The organism is Salipiger sp. HF18 (genome assembly GCF_011806505.1).
Taxonomy (GTDB): Bacteria; Pseudomonadota; Alphaproteobacteria; order Rhodobacterales; family Rhodobacteraceae; genus Salipiger; species Salipiger thiooxidans.
The window spans coordinates 1-19,288 of the sequence record NZ_JAATOS010000039.1; the positions used below are offsets into that span (position 1 = coordinate 1).

General features: G+C 69.2%; 13 protein-coding genes and 3 pseudogenes. 9 read left to right on the forward strand and 7 right to left on the reverse strand.

The annotated features are described in order from the left end of the window. A partial coding sequence (locus HC022_RS06495) for an FAD-binding oxidoreductase (RefSeq protein WP_167451862.1) occupies nt 1-661 on the forward strand: 661 nt, incomplete at its 5' end. A 2-nt stretch (nt 662-663) separates the two neighbouring features. Here HC022_RS06495 and HC022_RS29800 read toward each other — a convergent pair. Further along, nucleotides 664-1,223 (reverse strand): annotated as a pseudogene (locus HC022_RS29800) (NAD(P)/FAD-dependent oxidoreductase). A 62-nt stretch (nt 1,224-1,285) separates the two neighbouring features. Between HC022_RS29800 and HC022_RS28715 the strand changes: the two are divergent. The 4 genes and pseudogenes from HC022_RS28715 to HC022_RS06515 all read left to right on the forward strand — a co-directional run. Beyond that, nucleotides 1,286-2,264, forward strand: a pseudogene (locus tag HC022_RS28715) (hydantoinase B/oxoprolinase family protein); the annotation flags it as partial. Further along, nucleotides 2,250-2,714, forward strand: coding sequence for an aldehyde dehydrogenase family protein (locus HC022_RS28720; RefSeq protein ID WP_254884968.1), 465 nt, complete (start codon nt 2,250-2,252; stop codon nt 2,712-2,714). The pseudogene HC022_RS28715 and the gene HC022_RS28720, both read left to right, overlap by 15 nt. Before the next feature lie 15 nt (nt 2,715-2,729). Continuing rightward, the gene (locus HC022_RS06510; protein ID WP_167451863.1) at nt 2,730-3,773 is read left to right on the forward strand and encodes a tartrate dehydrogenase; all 1,044 of its coding nucleotides are present in this window, start codon (nt 2,730-2,732) and stop codon (nt 3,771-3,773) included. 86 nt (nt 3,774-3,859) lie between these two features. Next, nucleotides 3,860-4,429, forward strand: a complete 570-nt coding sequence (locus tag HC022_RS06515) for an aldehyde dehydrogenase family protein (protein WP_368484620.1) — start codon at nt 3,860-3,862, stop codon at nt 4,427-4,429. A 67-nt stretch (nt 4,430-4,496) separates the two neighbouring features. On the opposite strand, the pseudogene HC022_RS29020 reads toward HC022_RS06515, so the two are convergent. Beyond that, nucleotides 4,497-4,682, reverse strand: a pseudogene (locus HC022_RS29020) (IS481 family transposase); the annotation flags it as partial. Between the two features lie 427 nt (nt 4,683-5,109). Here HC022_RS29020 and HC022_RS06525 point away from each other — a divergent pair. The 4 genes from HC022_RS06525 to HC022_RS06540 all read left to right on the forward strand — a co-directional run bounded on the left by HC022_RS06525 (nt 5,110) and on the right by HC022_RS06540 (nt 13,219). Beyond that, nucleotides 5,110-5,958 (forward strand): M15 family metallopeptidase, encoded by an 849-nt coding sequence (locus tag HC022_RS06525; RefSeq protein WP_254884965.1) that lies wholly within the window; start codon nt 5,110-5,112, stop codon nt 5,956-5,958. A gap of 4 nt (nt 5,959-5,962) precedes the next feature. Further along, nucleotides 5,963-10,822, forward strand: coding sequence for a hypothetical protein (locus HC022_RS28555; RefSeq protein WP_175583479.1), 4,860 nt, complete (start codon nt 5,963-5,965; stop codon nt 10,820-10,822). Between the two features lie 482 nt (nt 10,823-11,304). Continuing rightward, a complete protein-coding gene (locus HC022_RS06535; protein ID WP_167451864.1) occupies nt 11,305-12,171 on the forward strand; it encodes a ribosome-recycling factor in 867 nt (288 codons plus the stop codon). Then, the gene (locus HC022_RS06540) at nt 12,161-13,219 is read left to right on the forward strand and encodes a hypothetical protein (protein ID WP_167451865.1); all 1,059 of its coding nucleotides are present in this window, start codon (nt 12,161-12,163) and stop codon (nt 13,217-13,219) included. Before HC022_RS06535 ends, HC022_RS06540 begins: the two co-directional genes overlap by 11 nt. A gap of 330 nt (nt 13,220-13,549) precedes the next feature. Here the strand turns inward: HC022_RS06540 and HC022_RS06545 are convergent, their stop codons facing one another. The 5 genes from HC022_RS06545 to HC022_RS06565 form a co-directional block, all read right to left on the reverse strand. Then, nucleotides 13,550-14,554, reverse strand: a complete 1,005-nt coding sequence (locus tag HC022_RS06545) for a glycosyltransferase family 2 protein (RefSeq protein ID WP_167451866.1) — start codon at nt 14,552-14,554, stop codon at nt 13,550-13,552. Continuing rightward, a complete protein-coding gene (locus HC022_RS06550; protein WP_089963820.1) occupies nt 14,551-15,108 on the reverse strand; it encodes a class I SAM-dependent methyltransferase in 558 nt (185 codons plus the stop codon). The genes HC022_RS06545 and HC022_RS06550 overlap by 4 nt, the downstream gene beginning before the upstream one ends. Continuing rightward, nucleotides 15,105-15,866, reverse strand: coding sequence for a PIG-L deacetylase family protein (locus HC022_RS06555; protein ID WP_254884966.1), 762 nt, complete (start codon nt 15,864-15,866; stop codon nt 15,105-15,107). The genes HC022_RS06550 and HC022_RS06555 overlap by 4 nt, the downstream gene beginning before the upstream one ends. Continuing rightward, nucleotides 15,820-16,902: an acyl-CoA dehydrogenase family protein gene (locus tag HC022_RS06560; RefSeq protein WP_254884967.1), complete on the reverse strand. Its 1,083-nt coding sequence runs from the start codon at nt 16,900-16,902 to the stop codon at nt 15,820-15,822. Before HC022_RS06560 ends, HC022_RS06555 begins: the two co-directional genes overlap by 47 nt. 466 nt (nt 16,903-17,368) lie before the next feature. Continuing rightward, nucleotides 17,369-19,288: DUF1989 domain-containing protein (locus HC022_RS06565; RefSeq protein ID WP_167451867.1), on the reverse strand; the 1,920-nt coding region annotated here is incomplete at its 5' end.

Sequence of the window (19,288 nt, forward strand, 5' to 3'; positions counted from 1 at the left end):
GCACCAGTCGGGCATCGTCTTCCCGCAGGCCTCGGTGCGCAGCTCGATCCTGTCGGTGGGGCCCGGGGCCGAAGGGCTGCCGCCGGCGCTGCACACCGCCGCCGTCTCGATCACCCGACGCGGCGACGGGACGCACACGCTGGCGATCTCGGGGCGCAGCAACCTCGATCCCACGCCCGGGGCGATCCGCGGGGCCAAGCATTTCCTGCCGATGTTCGCCAAGCGCTGGCGCGCGCTGTCGCTGGGTGGCCTTCAGGCCTGGAAGGCCGGCTTCGAGACGCGCGAGATCTGGGCGCTCGACCGCGAGACGCCGATGGAGCGGATGCGCATCCTCGACCCCAAGCCGTCCGAAATCCTGGTCAGCGAAGCCCTCGCCCGCGCCCGCAAGCTGCTTCCTGCGCTCGAGAATGTGCCGGTGCAGGCCAAGTGGGCGGGCTATATCGACAGTACCCCCGACGGCGTGCCGGTGATCGATACGGACATCGGCATCCCCGGGCTGACGCTGGCGGCGGGGCTCTCGGGCCACGGCTTCGGCATCGGGCCGGGGGTCGGGCATCTGGTGGCGGACATGCTGATCGGGCGCGAGCCGATCACCGACACGGCGCAGTACAAGCTGAGCCGTTTCGAAACCTCGCAATGGGGACGGGTGGCGAAATTCTGACCTCACGCCGCGAACCTCGCGATCGACATCGCCGCGACAGGCGTCGTGCTGGTGCCGGTCGCGATCAGCTCGGCCATGGTGTCGCCGGTGCCGGGCCCGAGCTGGAAGCCGGTCTCCGTTTTCTCGACCTGGGGCTCGCCGGCATGGGCGATGATCTGTGCCCCGGCGCGGGAAGCTGCCTCGGTGAAGGCGGGGGCGACCAGCCGCGGGTTGGCGCTGCCGTCGCGGGGCGAGAAGCTGGCGCCGATCGCCGAGGGGCCGAGGTCGGGAAAGCGGCGTCGGATCTCTGCGGGCTCCGCTGGTCGAGCTCTGGCCTCAAGGGCCGCGCGGCCTCGGCAAAGCGCAGCATGTCGGCGCGCGAGGTCTCGCCGAGAATCAGCCGCCGGTGACCGGTGGCGCGGAATTCGACGTCGCGGCCGAGCAGTTCCTCGGCACGGCTCCAGAGGTCGAGCGCGCGCTTCGCCAGCGGCAATTGCTCGAGCGCCCGGCCGGTGCGGCGGATGTTGCCAAAGGAGGCAACGGTGGCCCCGGTACCGACATGGCCGCGCTCGATCAGGCGCACGCGGATGCCGCGCCGCGCATTCCGCCTTCGTCAAGGAGACGCAGGATTTCACCGTCATGCTGATGGACCGCGCGGGCGACACATTCGCCGTGCCGATGGAGCTGGGCGCGACCTGGTATCCGGGGCTGACCTATGGCCGCGCCATCGACGTGGTGGACGAGGAATACCGCCCCGGCGACGTCGCCTTCACAAATGATCCCTACTCGGGCCACGTGGCCACCCACGCGCCCGACACCCACCTCTGGAAGCCGGTCTTTTCGGAGGGCGAGATCGTCGCCTGGACCGGCGGGCACATCCACAACACCGACATGGGCGGCGCGGTGCCCGCCTCGCTGTCGCGCTCGCTGACCGAGATCCATCAGGAGGGTCTGCTTCCCGCCGATGAAACTGGTGCGCGAGGGGGTCTTCGACGAGCAGATCATGGGGATCATGTCGACCAACGTGCGCAAGCCCGCGCTCAACATCGGCGACATCAAGGCGCTGGTCGGCGCGCTCGGCACCGGCGAGCGCAAGGTGCATGCGATGATCGAGCGTTTCGGCCGTCGCGGTTTCCCGTCGGGTGTCGCGGCGCCGAAGGAGCAGGCCGAGGCGCAGGCCCGTGCGATCCTCTCGGAGCTCCCCGATGGCAAATATGTCGTCGCCGATTACGCCGCCGAGGACAGTGACGAGGCCAACCCCTGCCGCCTGAAGCTGACGCTGACCAGCCGCGGCGACGAGGCTATCCTCGACTTTACCGGCTCGGACCCGCAGTTGGCATCGTCGCTCAACGTGCCCTCGGGCGGCGATCCGCTGTACACCATTCTGCTCGTGGGCGTCTACTACGTGCTCTACACGCTGAACCTGCGCATCCTGCTGAACACCGGCCTGAGCCGCCCCTTCACCTGCATCGCGCCCGAGGGCACAGTGCTGAACCCGGTCGCCCCGGCGGCGGTCGGCCTGCGCTCGGTGATCTTCGGCGCCTTCGTTCAGGCGATCCCCGACCGAATGCCGGTCGCGCCGGCCGGCAACAACTGCATCGTCAACGTGATGACTCGCGACGAGCGCAGCCAGAAGGCGGTGAACCCGGGGGTCGGCGGGCGGCGGCGGGGCAGGGGGGCGAGGTCCTCTGTCGGCGCGCCGTTCTCGCGCGAGGGCAGCTACTACCAGCCGACGCTGATCGCCGGGGTCACGCAGGACAACCCGGCGGTGACTGAGGAAATCTTCGGCCCCGTCGCCACCTTCCAGACCTTCGAGGGCGAGGAAAAGGCCATGGCGCTGGCCGCCCATCCGACCTACGGGCTGGCCGCTGGCCTCTTCACCCGCGATGTCAGCCGGGCGCTGTGCCTGTCGCGGCGGCTCGAGGCCGGGACCGTCTGGATCAACCGCTATGGCCGCTCGCGCGACCACATCCTGCCGACCGGCGGCTGGAAGGCCTCGGGCCTCGGCAAGGACCTCGGCCGCGAGGCCCACCTTGCAAACCGGCGCAGCAAGTCCGTACTGATCGACCTGTGAATTGAGGAGCTTTCCATGAAGACCTATAACCTTGCCCTGATCCCCGGTGACGGGATCGGCGTTGACGTGACCGATGCCGCGATGGAAGTGCTGGGCGCCGCCGCCAAGGGGCGTTTCGCCTTCGACACCACCTCCTTCCCGTGGTCCTGCGAGTATTACCTCGAGCACGGCCGGATGATGCCCGCGGACGGCATCGAGACGCTGCGCGGCTTCGATGCGATCTACCTCGGCGCCGTGGGCTGGCCGGCGACGGTGCCGGACTCGGTGTCGCTGCACGGGCTGCTGCTGCCGATCCGCAAGGCCTTCAACCAGTACGCCAACATCCGCCCGCACCGGCTTCTCGCCGGGGTCGAGGGGCCGTTGAAGGCGGAGGGCTTCGACATTCTCTGCATCCGCGAGAATACCGAGGGCGAATACTCCGGCGCCGGTGGCCGCGTGCATGAGGGCAAGGACAACGAGGTGGCGGTCGAGACCTCGGTCTTCACCCGTGCCGGGGTCGAGCGCATCCTGCGCTTCGGCTTCGAGCAGGCGCGCAGCCGCCGGGGGCACCTGACCTCGGTGACCAAGTCCAACGCCCAGAAATACTCGATGGTGTTCTGGGACGAGGTGACGCGCGAGCTGGCCGCCGAGTATCCCGATGTCACCGTCAGCCACATGCACATCGACGCCATGGCCGCCAAGATGGTGATGGCGCCGCAGGATCTCGACGTGGTGGTCGCCTCGAACCTCTTCGGCGACATTCTCACAGACCTCGGCGCCGCCATTCAGGGCGGGCTCGGCTTTGCGGCCTCGGCCAACATCAACCCCGACCGCAGCGCTCCCTCGATGTTCGAGCCGGTGCACGGCTCGGCGCCCGACATCGCCGGCAAGAACATCGCCAACCCGATCGCCGCCATCTGGTCGGTTGCGAAGATGCTTGACCACCTTGGCGAGGCCGAGGTCTCGGCCGCCGTGCTTTCCGCCATCGAGGCTGCGACCGCCAAGGGCATCGGCATTCGCCCCGGCCTGAACACCACCGATGAGATCACCGCAGCCGTCATCGCCGCCCTGGAGGCCTGAGACATTACCCTTCACACCGCCTTTGCCGCCGACATCCGGACAAGCCTCACCGATCCCGACCTCTTCCGCGAGGCGGCGCCTCCATCGTGCGCTGGTTCGCCGAGGAAGCCCGGCGGATCAACGGCCACATCATCCCCTCGCCGGAGCCGGGCAAGAAGATCTTCGCCATGAAGGAGCCGGTGGGCGTCTGCGCGATCATCACGTCGCGGAACTTCCCCAATGCGATGATCAACGCCGCCGCAATCAGCAAGATCACCGCCCACGTCGAGGACGCGCTGGCCAGGGGTGCAAGCCGCGCCACGGCCACGCGCGATCTGCCCGCGCAATTCGCCGTCCCGGTGGTGCTGACCGGCGCCACACAGGAGATGCGCCTCGCTTCCGAGGAAACCTTCGGCCCGGTCGCTCCGATCTTCCGCTTCGAGACCGAGGAGGAGGCACTGGAGATCGCCAATGGCACGCCCTTCGGCCTTGCGGCCTATTTCTACACCACCGACATGGCCCGCGCCTTCCGCTTCGGCGAGGCGCTGGAAGCAGGACTGGTGGGGCTGAACACCGGTGCGGTAAGCCACGCCGAGGCGCCCTTCGGCGGGGTGAAGGCCTCGGGTCTCGGTCGCGAGGACGCGCGGGAAGGGATCGAGGAATACCTCGAGACCTAGGCCTTCCACTTCGGCGGGCTGTAACACCTGGCAACACCTCGCCCACGGGCCCTCATCGCTGAAGTCAGCGATGCAGTGCGGAGCGGGCCAGATGCGGGATCGACGGCTGAAGGGCATAGAGACAGTCGTCCGGCGGCAGCAGCATATGCCTTCGGAATGTGACGATCGTCGCCGCCTCGGCCTCGCTGGGAACGGTCGGGCGCGGTTCCTTCGGACCAGCCTGAAGATCCTCGGCCGTCTCAAGCGTGCGCCACGTCGCGACCGTCTTTGGGTTCGTCGAAAAAACGACTCACTGGATCGTTTTCCGATCCTTCTCACTCCCGAGGTCCGGCTTGGCGCCGCGAGAGAGTCTTGCCCCTTTCGGGCTCAGTCTTCGCATGACCCTGCCGGGCAGTGGATCGCTGTATTGCAGCTCGGATGGCGTGCGTGCCCTCTCATGGTTTGCTGCGCAAACCACTGCCGGGTGGCAGTGCGTGGCGCTGCAGTGACGAGTTTGTCCCATAGGGCCGCCTTCCATTCCAACGAATGGATCGCACCATCAAACCATGGGATCAAACACCTGAGGCCAGGGGTGATCCTCGCTTCTCAGATGCGACGAATCGGCCTAGGCTCATTCAAATTGCCTTCAATTCTTATTCTTTCCGAGCGCCAATCCCTGGCATTTCCTGGCTTCCTGTTTGATGTTCCGCGCATTACCGACCCTCTGGATCGCCGCCTGTGCCGCGCTTTTCGCGGCAGCCCAGGCTGTCGCCTGCTCCGCCATCGACTTCACCGAGCTACCGCTTCCGCAGGACTCGCGGCCGCCCGCGGTACGGGCGCTTCTGGCGGCCTATCCCGACCTGATGCTCTCGCCGGACGGGGCCGCGATCTCGCACGATGGCGCGAACTGGTTGCCGCTGGGAACCGCGCGGGACATTGGGCCGCGGCAGGCGCTGGTCGATGCCAGCCCGATGGACCAGTTCCTGCAGACCTATCCGCTCGGCTCGTCGCCCGAGGCGCTGGAGCAACGCACCGCGCCGTTCTTCGATCCGGGCCGGTTCCGCAACACGCCGCTCTTCGCGATGCTCTGGTTCTCGTCGGAGGCGGCGGCGCGCAACAGCCTCGTCCGGGTCGGGTTCTCCGGGCTTTCGGACGGCGCCGTGATGGTCACCTCGCACCGCGGGGTCGATTGCCAGCTGCGTGCCGTGGTTGCCCGGCTCGATGGTGGCTCCGGCGCGGTGAAAGCCGCTTTCCGCACGCCCGGCGGCGGGTTCAACTGGCGCCGGATCAGCGGCACCGACCGGCTGAGCGCCCACAGCTACGGCATCGCCGTCGATCTCAATGCCGACCTCGGAGGCTACTGGCGCTGGTCAGGGGCCACCGAGGGACAGGTAGGGGCCTATGACAACCGCATCCCGCCCGAGGTGATCGAGGCCTTCGAGGCCTACGGCTTCATCTGGGGCGGCAAGTGGCACCATTTCGACGGCATGCACTTCGAATACCGACCCGAGCTCATCCTGCACTCCCGCATTGCAGCAAATACGAGGTAACCGAATGCCCGATTTTCTTCGCAAGAGCATGGCACTTGGACTGGCGCTGGCGCTGTCCCTCGGCATCGGAGCAGAGGCGCAGGAGGTGCTGGGCCGCTACACCGCCATGATCACCTCGTCCGACCACTACAATTCCGGCGGTCGGCCGCTGAGCCAGCCAGGCCAGATCCTTGCGCAGGAGCGGGCGAATTACCATCGCTTCGGGATCCGTCAGCCCGAGGACTCGAGCGACGGGGTCTTCGGCGATCGCACGATGCGCGCGGCATTGCCCGACATGCTGTCACGCGGAGAGATGAAGAACGATGCGCGCGCCCTCGTGATGGGGGGCGGCCTCGTTTCGGTCGAGATCATCGGCCGGGGAGGCCGGCCTTACGCTTTGCGGGTGACCTCGGGAACGGGGGACGGCCCCGGTGGCGCCCCTGGGATGTCTTCCGCCGCGGCGCAGCTCGACGGGCGCTGGAGCTTCATCCGGACGCCGGGCAGCAGCGCGGCGATGGCGCAGACGGTCGACCCGGTTGCCCGCGTGGCGCTGGAGTGCGCCCGGCCGACGAGCGGTGCCGCGCTCTCCGGGATGCTGACGCTCCGGGTCGTGGCGCCTGCTGCCGCCACGCTGCCGACGGGACCTGTCGCGCTTTCGGTGTTTGTCGACGCGGCGATGCAGGGAAACCTGACGATGTCCGCCCATGCCGGTGTCCTGACCGGGACGCTCCCGGTGGGCGCACCGCTGGTCGCGGCGCTCGTCAGCGGCACCCGCCTGAGCCTGTCGACGGGGCAGACACCGGTGGTCGAGGCCGGGCTGTCCGGCAGCTCTGCGGCGCTGGCAATGCTCATGGAGTTCTGTGCGACCCCGGCCGAAGCGCCTCTGAGCGCCGCGCTCATGGCCGCGCCCGAGGTTCCGGCGCCCTTTGCGGGCGGCGCGGCGCCGGTTGCGGGGGGCGATGGCACCGCGCCGATGGCGGTCGCCGTCGCGGCGGCTCCGGCCCCGAGCGCGCCGATCGAGCGCGGGCTCGAGGGCGAGGAAGCCGTCGGCAGCCAGCTCGGCATCTGGCTTCTCGGGCAGCGGCCGTCGCTGATACGCAATCCGAGCTTCAACCTGAGTTTCCCGCTTCCGGCGGGCTATCCGGAATACGTGCGGCCGGTCCATCCCGGCCGCCTGAACCTGCAGGAAGCCTACGAGTTCAACGCGATGGTCGAGCAGACACGCCGCGACTATCTGGAAGGAATCGCCGCGCGGGCCGCGTCCGAGACGATCCCGGAGCATATCACCCTGAAGGTGCCGGCGCGGTTATTGCGGCGCGAGCCGGGCAAGCCGAACGAGCTTCGACTCGCAGGCTTCGGAAAGCTTCTCGTGAATCACGATCTCCAGCCGTCGATCCCGGCGGCGCTGCGGACGCTGCAGATGGACGTCGGCAACAAGATGGCGCGGGTGTTCCTGCGGGAAAGCGCACCCCTGCCGCTGCCGCTGCCCGATGAGCTTCGCGCGATGGACCCGCCGCCCGACCCCACCGGGCGCCCCGGGAACGAACTTTTCCCCGCCGACGAAATCTTCCTGCGCGTCACGCTGGCCCTGTCCGACCCGCAGGTTCTGCTGCCCAACGACGTGGAGCGCGCGGGGGTCAACCGCGGACCCGCGGCGGAGATCCGTGCGCAGGTGCTCGAGGCCAGACTCTTCCGCAAACCCCGCACGCGCAGCAACGAGCCGCCGGCGCCGGAGACCCTGCTGGCAAGCTGGCGGCGCGACGCGGCGACGGCGACAGCCGGGTCCGCGAACCTCAAGACGCTCGAAGCCTTCGCGGGGACCTATGCCTCGGGGGTCGAGGACGGGCGCCTTCTGAGCCTGTCGAACTGGTATCTGGAAGCGACCGGCGCGCCGCGCACCCTTGGCCCGATGGGCGTCGCGCCCGACGTCGCGGCGCATCACGCCGATCTGATCATCCGGGCGAACGCGGTGCTCGAACGCACCCCGGACCGCGCGTTCGCACCCGACCTGTTGCAAATGCTGCTGGAGCAGCTCGTCGATCCGCTCTCGCGCGATGGCATGGTCCCGCCCGGGTTCTTCGGCGAACGCGGCAGTCTCAACGAGATCACGCAGGCCAAGATCCTGAAGGAGGCGCAGCCCAAGCTTGCCGACTACATCCGGGCCCGCGCGCCCGAGCTGCCCCTGCCCGTGCGCTCGCGCGGGATCGCCCAGTTGGGGAACTACGACATCGGCGCAGAGGTGTTTTCCTATGCTCTGCGGCCCGAAGAGCTGACCTACCTGCCGACACCGTCGCGGAACCGCAGCCTCGACGGGGCGCTCGACGGGCTTGGCGACGCGCTGGCCGTGCCACTCGGCACCGCCGAGGCGCTTCTGACCCAGCTGGAGCAGGATGCAATGCCCGGACGCAGCGTGCCCGCGCGGCTCGACATGCGGCTCGTCTCGGCGCGGGCGGTGCCGCAGACCGGCGGGCCCATCACGCTGGACGAACTTCAGCGTGTCGTGCTGACCTGGGAGCCGGAGACGCTGCAGATCACCGCCGACATGGAGGGCCGGCAGCCGCTCATGACGCGCGATTTCGCCCCGAAGGCCACCGGGGGCGCAGAGGCCCTGCCGGTGCCGGACGAGGTCTACGCCACCACCGCCGAGACGATCCTCGGCGCCTGGGCCTCGCGCCACGGCACGCCGGAGGAGCTGGCCCGCAACCTCGCCTCGAGCAGGGAGTTCCGCCGCCGGATGGGTCAGGTGCCGCAAAGCGTCATCGATGCCCGCGCGCTCGAGGAAGCGCAGCGCGTGATCGCCTCGGCACCGGACAGTTTCTGGATCGGGCTCGCGGTGCAGATGGGCGACTACGACGCCGCAGGCCAGCGGATCCCGCTGAGCGACGTCGCCGTCTTCCCGATCCCCAGCCGCATGGGCGAGAACATCGACGGGGTGCCGGGGCTGCGTTTTGCCAAGAGCGCCGCCTTCGACCACCTGCCCGCCACGCCCGCCGAATACGAGCTGATCACCAGCATCGACGGCCCGCGCAATGCGCTGCTCTTCGCCCATGTCACCCTCGCGGAGGAGCAGGACCGCCGCCGCGGCCTCGAGCTGATGCGGCCCGACCGGCTGCTGTTCCTGCGCGAAGACGGCAACGGCGGCGTGAGCGTGGTGCTGTCGAAGCAGCTGGAAGCCGCCCCGCGGCTCGGACTCGCAGTGCCCGCCGCAGCAGCCGCTTCCGCCGTTCCGGCGGCCGTGGCGCCGGCACCGGCGGACGCCTCCGGCGCGGCAACGGCTGTGCCCACATTCTCCGGTCCCGTGCCCGCCTTCACGACGCCGGATGCCCTTTTGCTGGATGGCGAGGGTCTCGATCTGCTGGCGCTGTCGCTTCAACCGGATATCTACGATGCCCGCGCCTTCCGGCGCATGCTGGTCGAACGCGTCGCCCTCGAGCGCAGGGGCCAGAAGACGGGGAACACCCCGCAATGGGGGCCGTTCTTCGCGAACCCGGAGCTCGAGCTGTCCCCGGCGCTGGTCGAGGGGCTGCTCCCGGCCTTCGCCGCGTGGAGCGCCGCCCGTGCCGCCGCGCTGCCCGAGCGGATGCGGCTGTCGGTGGGGCTGTCCGGACCGCACCCGGAAACCGGTTGCCGGGAGGCGCGGCCGCTGCCGCAGTCCTACGTCGCCGATCGCGCCGCCGTCGCGCAGATCGAGCAGATCCTGCCCGGCGCGATGCCGCAGGCGCCGGTGTCCCCCGCCAGCGACGCAACCAAGCCCGGCGGCCCGCCGCTGCACGTGGTGGTGGGGCGACCGTCTCACCCGTCGGGCGCCGGGGGAGCTTCGGAATGCGATTTCATCGAACTTCGCGGAACGTCGAGCGACCTGTCGACCGCCCGCACCGGGATCGACGCCGGAGCGGCACCCTATGTCGATGCGCTGGTGCTGGCGGAGACGCCGCTGGTCGCGCGGGTGACTCCCTCGGGTCCGCAGGCCATCGACTACCTGCTCAGCGCGGCGGACGTGAGCCTGCAGCCGCTGACGCCCGGACCCGGCGACCAGCCCGGCCTGCGCGGCGTGCTGGTGATCCGGGCCGGGGTGACGGCCGTGGAGACCTGGCAGTTCGACAAGACCACGCGCGGGGTGGTCCGGGCCGAGCGCTACGAAGAGGACGCCTGGCAGAGCCTGCTGCCGTCGCGGGACACCTCCTCCTACGACATCCTCGGGCTGCGCCTCGGCGCGCCGCTGTCCGAGGTCGAGACCATGGTGGCCGGGCGGATGCCGGACGCGGTCCGCCATGTCTCGCCGCCGGTGGCGAAGGCGGGGATCTACGACCATGCCCTGGGCTTCAGCGGCCCCGACCGCCGCGAGGTCATCCTGTCGATTTACGACCCGTCAGACGAGGCCAAGGGCGCCGTCGCGCTCATGCGCTATCGTTACCTGCCGCCAGGCACCGCGACGGTCGACGCGGTCCGCAAGGCGGTGACGGACAAGTACGGCCCGCCCGACCGCGAGAACGGCGACGCCCTGGCCTGGGGCGTCCCTTCGAAGGAGCTCGACCCGAACGAGGTCTGCGGCGGCCACAAGACCCTGCGCGGCAGCAACGCCCTGCGGCTTGCGCCGGAAAAGACCCGGGAAGAGATCATCGCGCAATCCCCGGACGGGAGCTACCTGCAACCGGAATGGGGTTACTACGGCTGGCCCTCGGCCTTCGCCGACTACGCGGAGTACCAGCGCGCGCAGGCCGAGCCCTATTGCGGTCCGGTGGTCCTGGCCCGGATCCGCAGCGATGCCTACGAGGCGGGATCGGTCGACCTGACGGTCTGGCTTCTCGACAAACCCGAGGCCGAACGCCGCGCCGCCGCGGCGGCCGAGACGGCGGAGGCGCCGGAACTCGACATGGACCTCTGATCGCCGCGGGCGGCGGTCACCGGCGATCCGGCCCGCCCGCTGACCGCCCGCTGATCCGCAACCGTGCCTCTCGGAGCCGGCGTCGCGAAGATCAGGTCCCCGCCTTCGCTGCGGCGGCGCCGCGCGTCTCTCCGGCACAAGCGTGGATTGCAGCTCTGCGACCGGTACCCCCGCGTTTCACCGGCGGGCACGCGGAGCCATGCCAAACACTCGTGCCTCAGGTCCAGCCTCCGGGGCCGCGGATCAAAATGGGCAGGGCGCTCCGGCGTGACCGTTCGGTCTCACAAAGACCCTCCGGCGGTCGATCCACGGCAGGCCACAACGCGGCGGATGGAAGATGCCGGATCGGTGGTGTAAGCGATTCTTGCGGAAGCCACTGCCGCGGCCTGATCAACGAGGCCGCCCGGGGGGCTTCAGACTGGTCATGGGGAAGGAACCGAAGCGTGTCGTCATTGTCCTTGTGTGGGGTCTCGAAAACCCGCGTGTCTGCCCTCAGGCTTTGCGCCACGGGCATTGTCCTGACCCTGACCCTGGCCGCCTGTGGCGGTGGCGGCGGTGGGGGCAGTTCGTCCGGAGGCAACGCCCCGGCCGCCGGGAAGGACATCGACACCCCGGCCTTCGAGACCTACTCGACCGATCACAACGGCTATTCCCGGGTGCGGCTGCAAACCGGCACCGACGCCGGGGACAACGCGATCCTCGGGCAGTTCGACGATGCCAACCCGGACAGCCCGAGCGGGTATCGCAACCTGATCGCCCAGACCGAGGCGCGCTTTGTCGAGAACATGACCATCGAGGTCATCGCCGAGGTCTCGGGCTCGGGCGACGACGAGAAGATCGAGCGCATCCTGCGACTGACCGCGGATCAGGCGCCGTTCGACAACGTCGACCGGGACGGCAACCTCATTGCCTCGGGGCAGTACTATTTCCGGGGCGGGGCCGAGGTCTATGCCAGCGTCGATGGCGGAAGCCTGCAGCGCGGCGTCGGCGATCTTGAGAACATGATCGTCGATTTCGACAGCGAGACGGTGACGATCAACATCCGGACGCCCTACGATCCCGCCGCAGGGTCCGAGATCGAGACCGCGATTCAGGCCTCGAACCTGTCTCTCAACGTGCTGACCGGCGCCTTCGGCGGGACCGTCGAGATGACCTCGCGCTCCGCCGACACCGGCCAGCTTCTCTCGTCGACGGGACAGCTGCGCGGCAACCTCAACGGGGACGAGGAAGGCCTGTCGCGCCTCGTCGAGAACATGACGACCTCGGGGCTCTTCACCGCGGGGAGCGATGGCGACCGGCTGCGGGCTGACGGCGTCTTCTGGGGCAGCCAGCTCAACTATGGCGACTAGGCGCCGGCTCGCGGCGCTGCTGTCCTGCCTCCTCGCCATCGCCCCGCAGGTGGTGGCGGCGCAGGCGACGGACCTGTCGTTGCGGGACCTGACGCAACTGGTGACCTCCGAGAGGCTGCGGACCTACGCGCTGGCGCGCGGGCTGGTTTCGGGCGGACCGGATCTTGGCACCGCGCTCGATCTCAAGCAGCTGCTGCGCCGGCAGGGCTTCTACCTCGAGGACACCGGCTGGCAAAGGCTCGTGGCCGAGCAGGCGCTTTATCCCCAGATCAGCTACATCCCCAACATGAACGGCGGCTCGCCCAACGAACGGCTGGAGTTTGGCGACCTGACCTTCCGTCTGCGCGACGACCTCGTGGCGCGTGGTGGCTTCGCGGTCGGCGCCACCTACGACGGTGTTCTCCGCTACGGCTGGGACAGCGGGCGGTATGTGCAGCTTCAGGCGCAGCTGGGTGGGCTCTACGCGCCGGAGCCCGACCTGGGCACGACCCGTGCGCGGCTTGCGCTCTGCTCCCGCAACCACGTGAGGGAATGGCAGTTCCTCGACCTCTGCCTGACCCACTACGAAGATCGGCGTGAGCTTCAGGACGTGACGCGGGACGAGGCGCGGCTCGGCGTCAGCACGCTCTTCGAGAGCGGGGCGAACCGCCACGAGCTTGGGCTGTCGCTGACCCGCCAGCGCATCGACGAGCGCTATCGCAGCCTTGCGGAGATCGGTCTCGAGTCGGTCTGGGCGGGCTCCGCGACACGGCTTTCGCTCGAGTACGGCACGCCGACCGGGGATGAGACCGGCGCCTTGCTGACCGCGGCGGGCGAGATCCGGTGGCCGGTCGCCGGACAGGTGGTCGGGCTCGGGCTGTCGCTCTCGCGCTCGCCCGAGACGATGTTCCTGGGAGACGCCCGGCGCGATCGCAGCCTCGGCGTGACCGGCCTGCTGGCCATCGACGGCAACCTCGTGCTGACGGCCGCCTACAGCCGGACCTGGTCGACCGTGAGCTTCTTCGAGGACGAACTGGTCAGCTTCGGGGTGTCCTACAGTTTTCCCTGACGGGGCAGGGCGCTTGCGTGGCGTGACGTGGGAGAGGGGCAGGGGCCGTTGTTGCCGTGCGCCATACCCACGCGACACTGTGCTCGCAGATCCGGCCTCGCTTCCCGGAGATTTCCCGCGCTGACCGTCGCAGCGCGAAAGTCCGCACCGTGATTTGGGGTCTGCTCCAATTTTACTGGAAGAGATGCATCCGAGAGAACCCTTGCACCGAGCTGCGGACAAGCGGGCTGCCAAAGGAACCACTAGCGGGCTGCCCGGCCTCGCCAGTCAGACCCTGATCCGCAGCCAGCGCCCCGGGTCCTCGACTGCCTTCGCCCCGCCTCAGCAAAGTCAGTCGCTGCGTTTCCGGGGATCGTCAGGCAGCAGTCCCGCCAGATGGCGCCGCCGGGCGTCGACGCCGGGAAGCGCCCGGAGGGTTTCGACGCAGCGCTCGAGCGTGGGCAGATCGGTGCGCGCCCTCGAGAGGGTCAGGCGGGGCGTCGCGATGGGTCGGCCGAGATGGTTCGACACCATGGCGTCGAAGGGCAGCAACGCGCTGTCGACGCTGCAGTCGGCCATGGCGGAGCGCGCGATGATCTGCTCCGCCATGCCGCCGGGCGCGCGGCCGTCGGTCCGCATCGAGGCGCAGACCACCGCGGTCTCGGCACGGATGGGGCGAAGCCCGGCCGCACGGACCCGCTGGATGATGTCCCGGTCCTCGCCGGAGGGGATGGAACGGTAGCCGCCGACCGAGAGATAGGCGCCTCTCTGGAAGCCGAGGTTGGCGCCTCCCGCGGTGTTGAGCCCGATGCCCCCGGGGCCCACCGGGTCCATCAGCTGCTCGAACTCCATCGCGAGCGTCGCGAAGGCGGTTTCCTCGCGCTGGCGGAGCAGGAAGAGGCTCGGAAAGGACGCCAGCTCCTGCTCGGAGACCTCGATGCGCCCGAGGACCGCGGGCGCGTCGTGCAGAGCGGATTCCATTTCGGCCTGCCAGTCCGGATCGGGCAGGCAATCGGCATCGGTAGAGAGAAGAATGCCGGCGCGCGGTGCGGCCCGGAGGGCGATGGCATGTCCGAGGCGGCGCGCACGACCGACGCCGCCGCGGGCGTAGCGTGCTTCGGCGACGATCATCGGCCAATCGGCCCTGCGTGCCAGAGACAGAGCGACGTCCGCCGTGTCATCGCTGGTGTTGTTGACGGCCAGGACGATCCCGGCGGGCGCCGTGCCGGACTGCGCGAAGAGACCCGAGAGGCAGGCCGCAATGAAGTTCTCTTCGTTGCGCGCGGGCACGACGACGACGGACGTGACCCTGGCGAAGTCGTCCGGCCGCACGGTCTGGACGCGGATCCCCGTCATCGCGCCGCCTCCGCGATGTCGATGCGGTAGTCGGGCCCCGGCCGCAGGCAGCGGAACGCCCGCGGTGTGGCGTCGCGGTAAAGGTCCAGGGCCTCGTGCCCCTGAAGCGAATTGCCGCTTGGCCCCAGCCAGCTGACGCAGATCAGGTCGGCTTCGGGCCAGCGCCGGTCGATCTGTTCCGCGAGGTCGCGGATCCCCGGCGCGTCCAGGAAATAGAGGATCTCCGACAACAGGATCAGGTCGTGGTCGCCGCCCGGCAAGGGCGCGGGAAGGTAGGCCCGGACGAAGCGACCCTGCGGGACGGCCCGCCGGGCGGCGTCGAGCGCGGTCTCGACGGCATCGACGCCCGTATAGCTTTCGCAGCGCGTCGCGATGTGCCGGGCGAGTTCGCCGTTGCCGCATCCAAGCTCGAGGACGGAGCGGTATCTCGGCCTCGGCAGGGCGGCGCAGGTGGCGCGGAATTTCTCCTGCTCGTAGGGGCTTTGGCGAAAATCCCAGGGATCGTCGCTCTCGGCGTAAAGAGCCGCCAGGTGATCCGGTGCCACGCCGCTCATTCCGGGTGCTCCTCGAAGAACAGCTCGTCGCCGTGGAGGAAGAGCCGGACAAAGGCGGGATCGAGCGTGAAGCCTTCCGGGTCGTCGCAGATGATGTCGCCCAACTGGCTCTGGTGCGCGGCAATCGCCCGCGCCTTGATGAGGCGCACGTCCCTGGTGTCGAGGCGAACCTCCCGCGTCTGCGGGAGGCCGGACCGGAAATCGCTGTCCGTCCACCGCGACCAGATGGGATAAAAGAAGAGCCGGGCGCCGGACAGCCGCGCGGCCTGCCGTGCGATCTCGGCGGTCGCTTGATGGTCGCAGTGCGGGTCCGTCTGCGCGGTCGCGAAGAGGCACCGGGCCCCGAGCCGCGACAGCAGGGATGACAGCTGCCGGGCAAGCGCGGGAATGCCGGTGTCGGAAGAGGTCATGCCGGCGTCTGGCAGCCCGAGGCGGGTGATGTCCGCGGGCGAGCCGCCGAGTTCCCTGACCGATGCCTCGAGTTCCGCCGCACGCAGGGAGGCGCGGGCCTCGGCAGGCCAAGCGGTGGATCCGGGATGCGACTGCGTGCCATCGGTCATGAGCACGACGTGGGCCCCGTGGGTGGCGAAGGCATGTGCAAGCAGGCCCCCGCAGCCCAGAGCCTCATCGTCCGGGTGCGGTGCCAGCACGATGATCGGGCGATGCCCGGTCAGGATCGCAAGCACCGTATCGAGCGCGAGGGAGCGGTGCTCACAGGTCATCGTCGAGCCACTCCCCGAGCGGTTTCCCGGATCCAAGGTAGGCCCGCCCCGCGCGCAGCAGGAACGCGTCGCGGGTCGCCTGTCGCATGTAGCAGGCGAGGTCCCGCGCATGCCGGCCGGTCGGGTCGTCGGTCGTGAACATCGACAGGCCGACCGAGCGCTCGACGCCGGCGATGGCGTCCTGCCCGAGCTCTTCGGTGAGCAACCGGCAGGACACCGACAGGACGGCTGCCTCCTCGGGCGCGGCATGGCCGTCCGGACCGGAGGCGAACCGCGCGGCCCGCAGGATGGCCGGCCACGCGGCGACCGCCCGGACGGAGATCGGCGCAAGCCGCATCAGGTGCGCTTCCGCGTCCTGCTGTCCCCGCTCGCGCAGCACCCGGCCCGCGTGCTGGATCAGCCCGACGATGCCGCCGAGGGTGACGGCAGCGATGCGCCAAGTGCCCCCGACGAAAAAGGGCTCGACGGTGTAGACGCCGGGGCCTCCGATGGGCTCGGCGGCGAGCCCGTCGCAGTCGAAGGTGCCGGAGCAGGACGCCTGCATCCCCGCCATGTCCCAGCTTTCGTGGTCATGGCGGGCAGGGTCCGACGCGTCGACGAGGAAAAGCTGCAGTTCCGGTCCGCGCCCGGCGGTGACGATGGCCTTGTCGAGAAACCCGAGCCCCGAGGCGAAGCGCTTGGCGCCCGAAAGCCGTCCCTCCGGCGTCGCAGAGACCGGCCGGTCGGGCACATCCGCGCCCCAGACCCCGAACAGCCCTCCGCTGGCGGCGTCCGCCAGTCTTTGCGATGCGACCTGTGGATCGGCATAGTGGCGTATGAGCTGGAGCGCGTTGGCGTGGCCTTCGAGCAGCCGCCCAAGCGACAGGTCCCGTTCCGCCGCATCCCGCAACGCCCGCGCGAGCGCTTCGCTGCCGATGCCGTCACCCGAGATCGTCTCCGCGAGCCCGCGTAATGTGGCTGCCGCATCCGGCGAATGACCGATCGGCGTGCTGTCGGCTGGGCAAGCCTGCGCCAGAGGTTCCTCCGGCCCCGTGGGCGCGGGCGATATCGATTGTCGATTGGCCACAGTCATACGCAACTCCTGAGCTCTTCGGGCGTCGGGGATGTTTCGCAGGTCTGCTGGCTGAACACGGGCGCGCGACCACGGTTCCGGGACGAAAGTGCAGTGGGTGCCTTTGCAATCCTTGCATGTCGCAGTTAATTGCGCGGGCCTCTCGGGTGCGCATGCATACCTTGGCCCAACGGCTGAATCGCCTTCTAGACGCCTGCCTTGCGGCGCATCGACATGTCCGAAGACTGGACGACTCGGGGCATTTCCGATCAGCCCACACGGCAGGACCATTCGCGTTCAACCGCGGGTGAGGCGATGTGATATTACGGAAAATAAGGGCCTATTTGCAATTGCCTCGTCGCGCTCATGGATGTCGATGATCTCGGGTGTTGGCCCACGGGCGTGGAAACCTCGCTGACCGGACTGCGCGTGGTACCAGAGGATGGCGACTTCGCACGGACGCGCGGCGAGACTGACCCCGTCGCCCTCAGCTCCGGGGGCGTGTCTTCTGGGGGTCGTAGTGCGGGAAGCTCGCGACCTTGGCGGGGTAGCGTTTGAGGTGGCCGTCGAGCTGGCCGACCTCGACCTCGGTGCCGACATCGGCATGGGCGACGTCGATCCTCGCCAGCGCGATCCATTGCCCGGTGCGGGGCGAGCGCATGGCGGAGCAGATCTCGCCCACCTGCGCGCGGCCGATGCGGATGCAGTCGCCGTGAGCCACGGCGTTCTGGCCCTCGATCTCGAGACCGACGAACTTGCGGGCGGGATGCTCCTTGCGGCGCAAAAGGGCGTCTCGGCCGACGAAATCCGCGGTCTTGGACTTCAGCGGCACGGTGAAGCCGATGCCCGCCTCGAAAGGGTCGGTCTGGTCCGAGAAATCGTAGCCCAGGTCGAGCGCCGCGAGCCCCATGGGCTTCATCCCCAGCGGCTGGCCCGCCTCCCAGATCGCGGCGAAGACCTCGGCGCCGTCCTTGGGATGGCAGAAGACCTCGTAGCCGAGCTCGCCGGTGTAGCCGGTGCGCGAGATCACCACCGGCACGCCCTCGGGCCCGCCGAGCCGGGCGGGGGTGAAGCGGAACCAGCCCATCTCGTCAAGCTGCGGCCGGTGCGGCGCGGTCCAGAACAGCGCCGAGATCAGCGCGCGCGATTTCGGCCCCTGCACCGCGAGGTTGTGCATCTGGTCGGTGGAGGAGCGGATCATCACCTCGAGCCCCAGCCGCGCCGCCTCTTCCCGCATCCACGCGCCACCCGCGTCGGTGCCGCCGATCCAGCGGAAATTGTGCTCGCCCAGCCGGAACAGCGTGCCGTCGTCGATCATGCCGCCGTGCGGGTAGCACATCGCCGAATAGACCACCTGTCCGATGCCCAGCGTCTCGACGTTGCGGGTCAGCACCCAGTTCAGCAATGCCTCGGCGTCGGGGCCGGTAACCTCGAACTTGCGCAGTGCCGAGAGATCCATCACCACCACGCCCTCGCGACAGGCCTGGTAGCTTTCTACCCGGTCGCATTCGGGGAAGGTGTTGGGCAGCCAGAAGCCGTTGTAATCGGCGAAGTCGCGGGTCATCGCGGCGAAACTGTCGTGGAAGGCGCTTTCGCGGGTCATGATCGGATCCTCGTCGGGGGTCGGGCGCCAGGCGGTGGCGCGGGAAAAGCGCTCGGCCGCGCCATAGGTGCGCACATGGATGTCGGTGAGGTGCCAGCCGTTGGCGGCAGAGGTGTCGTCCGGGCAGGCCGAGGAGACGCAGACCAGATCGGTGAGCGCGCGCAGCAGCACGTAGTCGCCGGGCCGCGACCAGGGCTCGTCCGCGACCATGAACCCGTGGGCGTCGATGGCAGTGTTGAAGAAGAAGTTGGCCGCCATCCAGCCGGGACGGCCGGGGATGCCGTACGCGGCGAGCTGGCCATTGAAATTGTCCGAGCAGTTGGCGTGGCCGGGATAGCCGATGTCGTCGTAATACTTGGCGTTGCAGGCCAGCGCGAAGGCGTCGTGGCGGCCGCAGGTGTCCTGCACGACCTCGACCAGCGGCGTGAGGTCATGATCGAAGTATTTCCCGTGCAGCCCGGGCATCGGGTAGTCGTGGCCCTGGATCGTGCGGGTGGTGGTGACGTCGAGCGGGTGGAAGATGCCGCGATCGACCTTGCGGGCGTCGAAGCACTGGAAGTCGGTACATTGGCGCCCGTCCACGTCCATGATCTGGATGAACTCGCCCTTGGCGACGCGATAGGCGCGGGCGGTGGCCGAGGCCACGCGCAGGTCGAGCACCGGATCGGCGAGCGGATCGGGCAGGGCGAATTGCCCGGCCTGACGCGCCTCGGCGCGGGTGAGGGTGACGGTCAGGGGCGTCGCGGTGGCCTGCGCCTCGAAATCGGGGGCCGGTGCCGGGGCGGCGATGACCAGCCAGCCGGG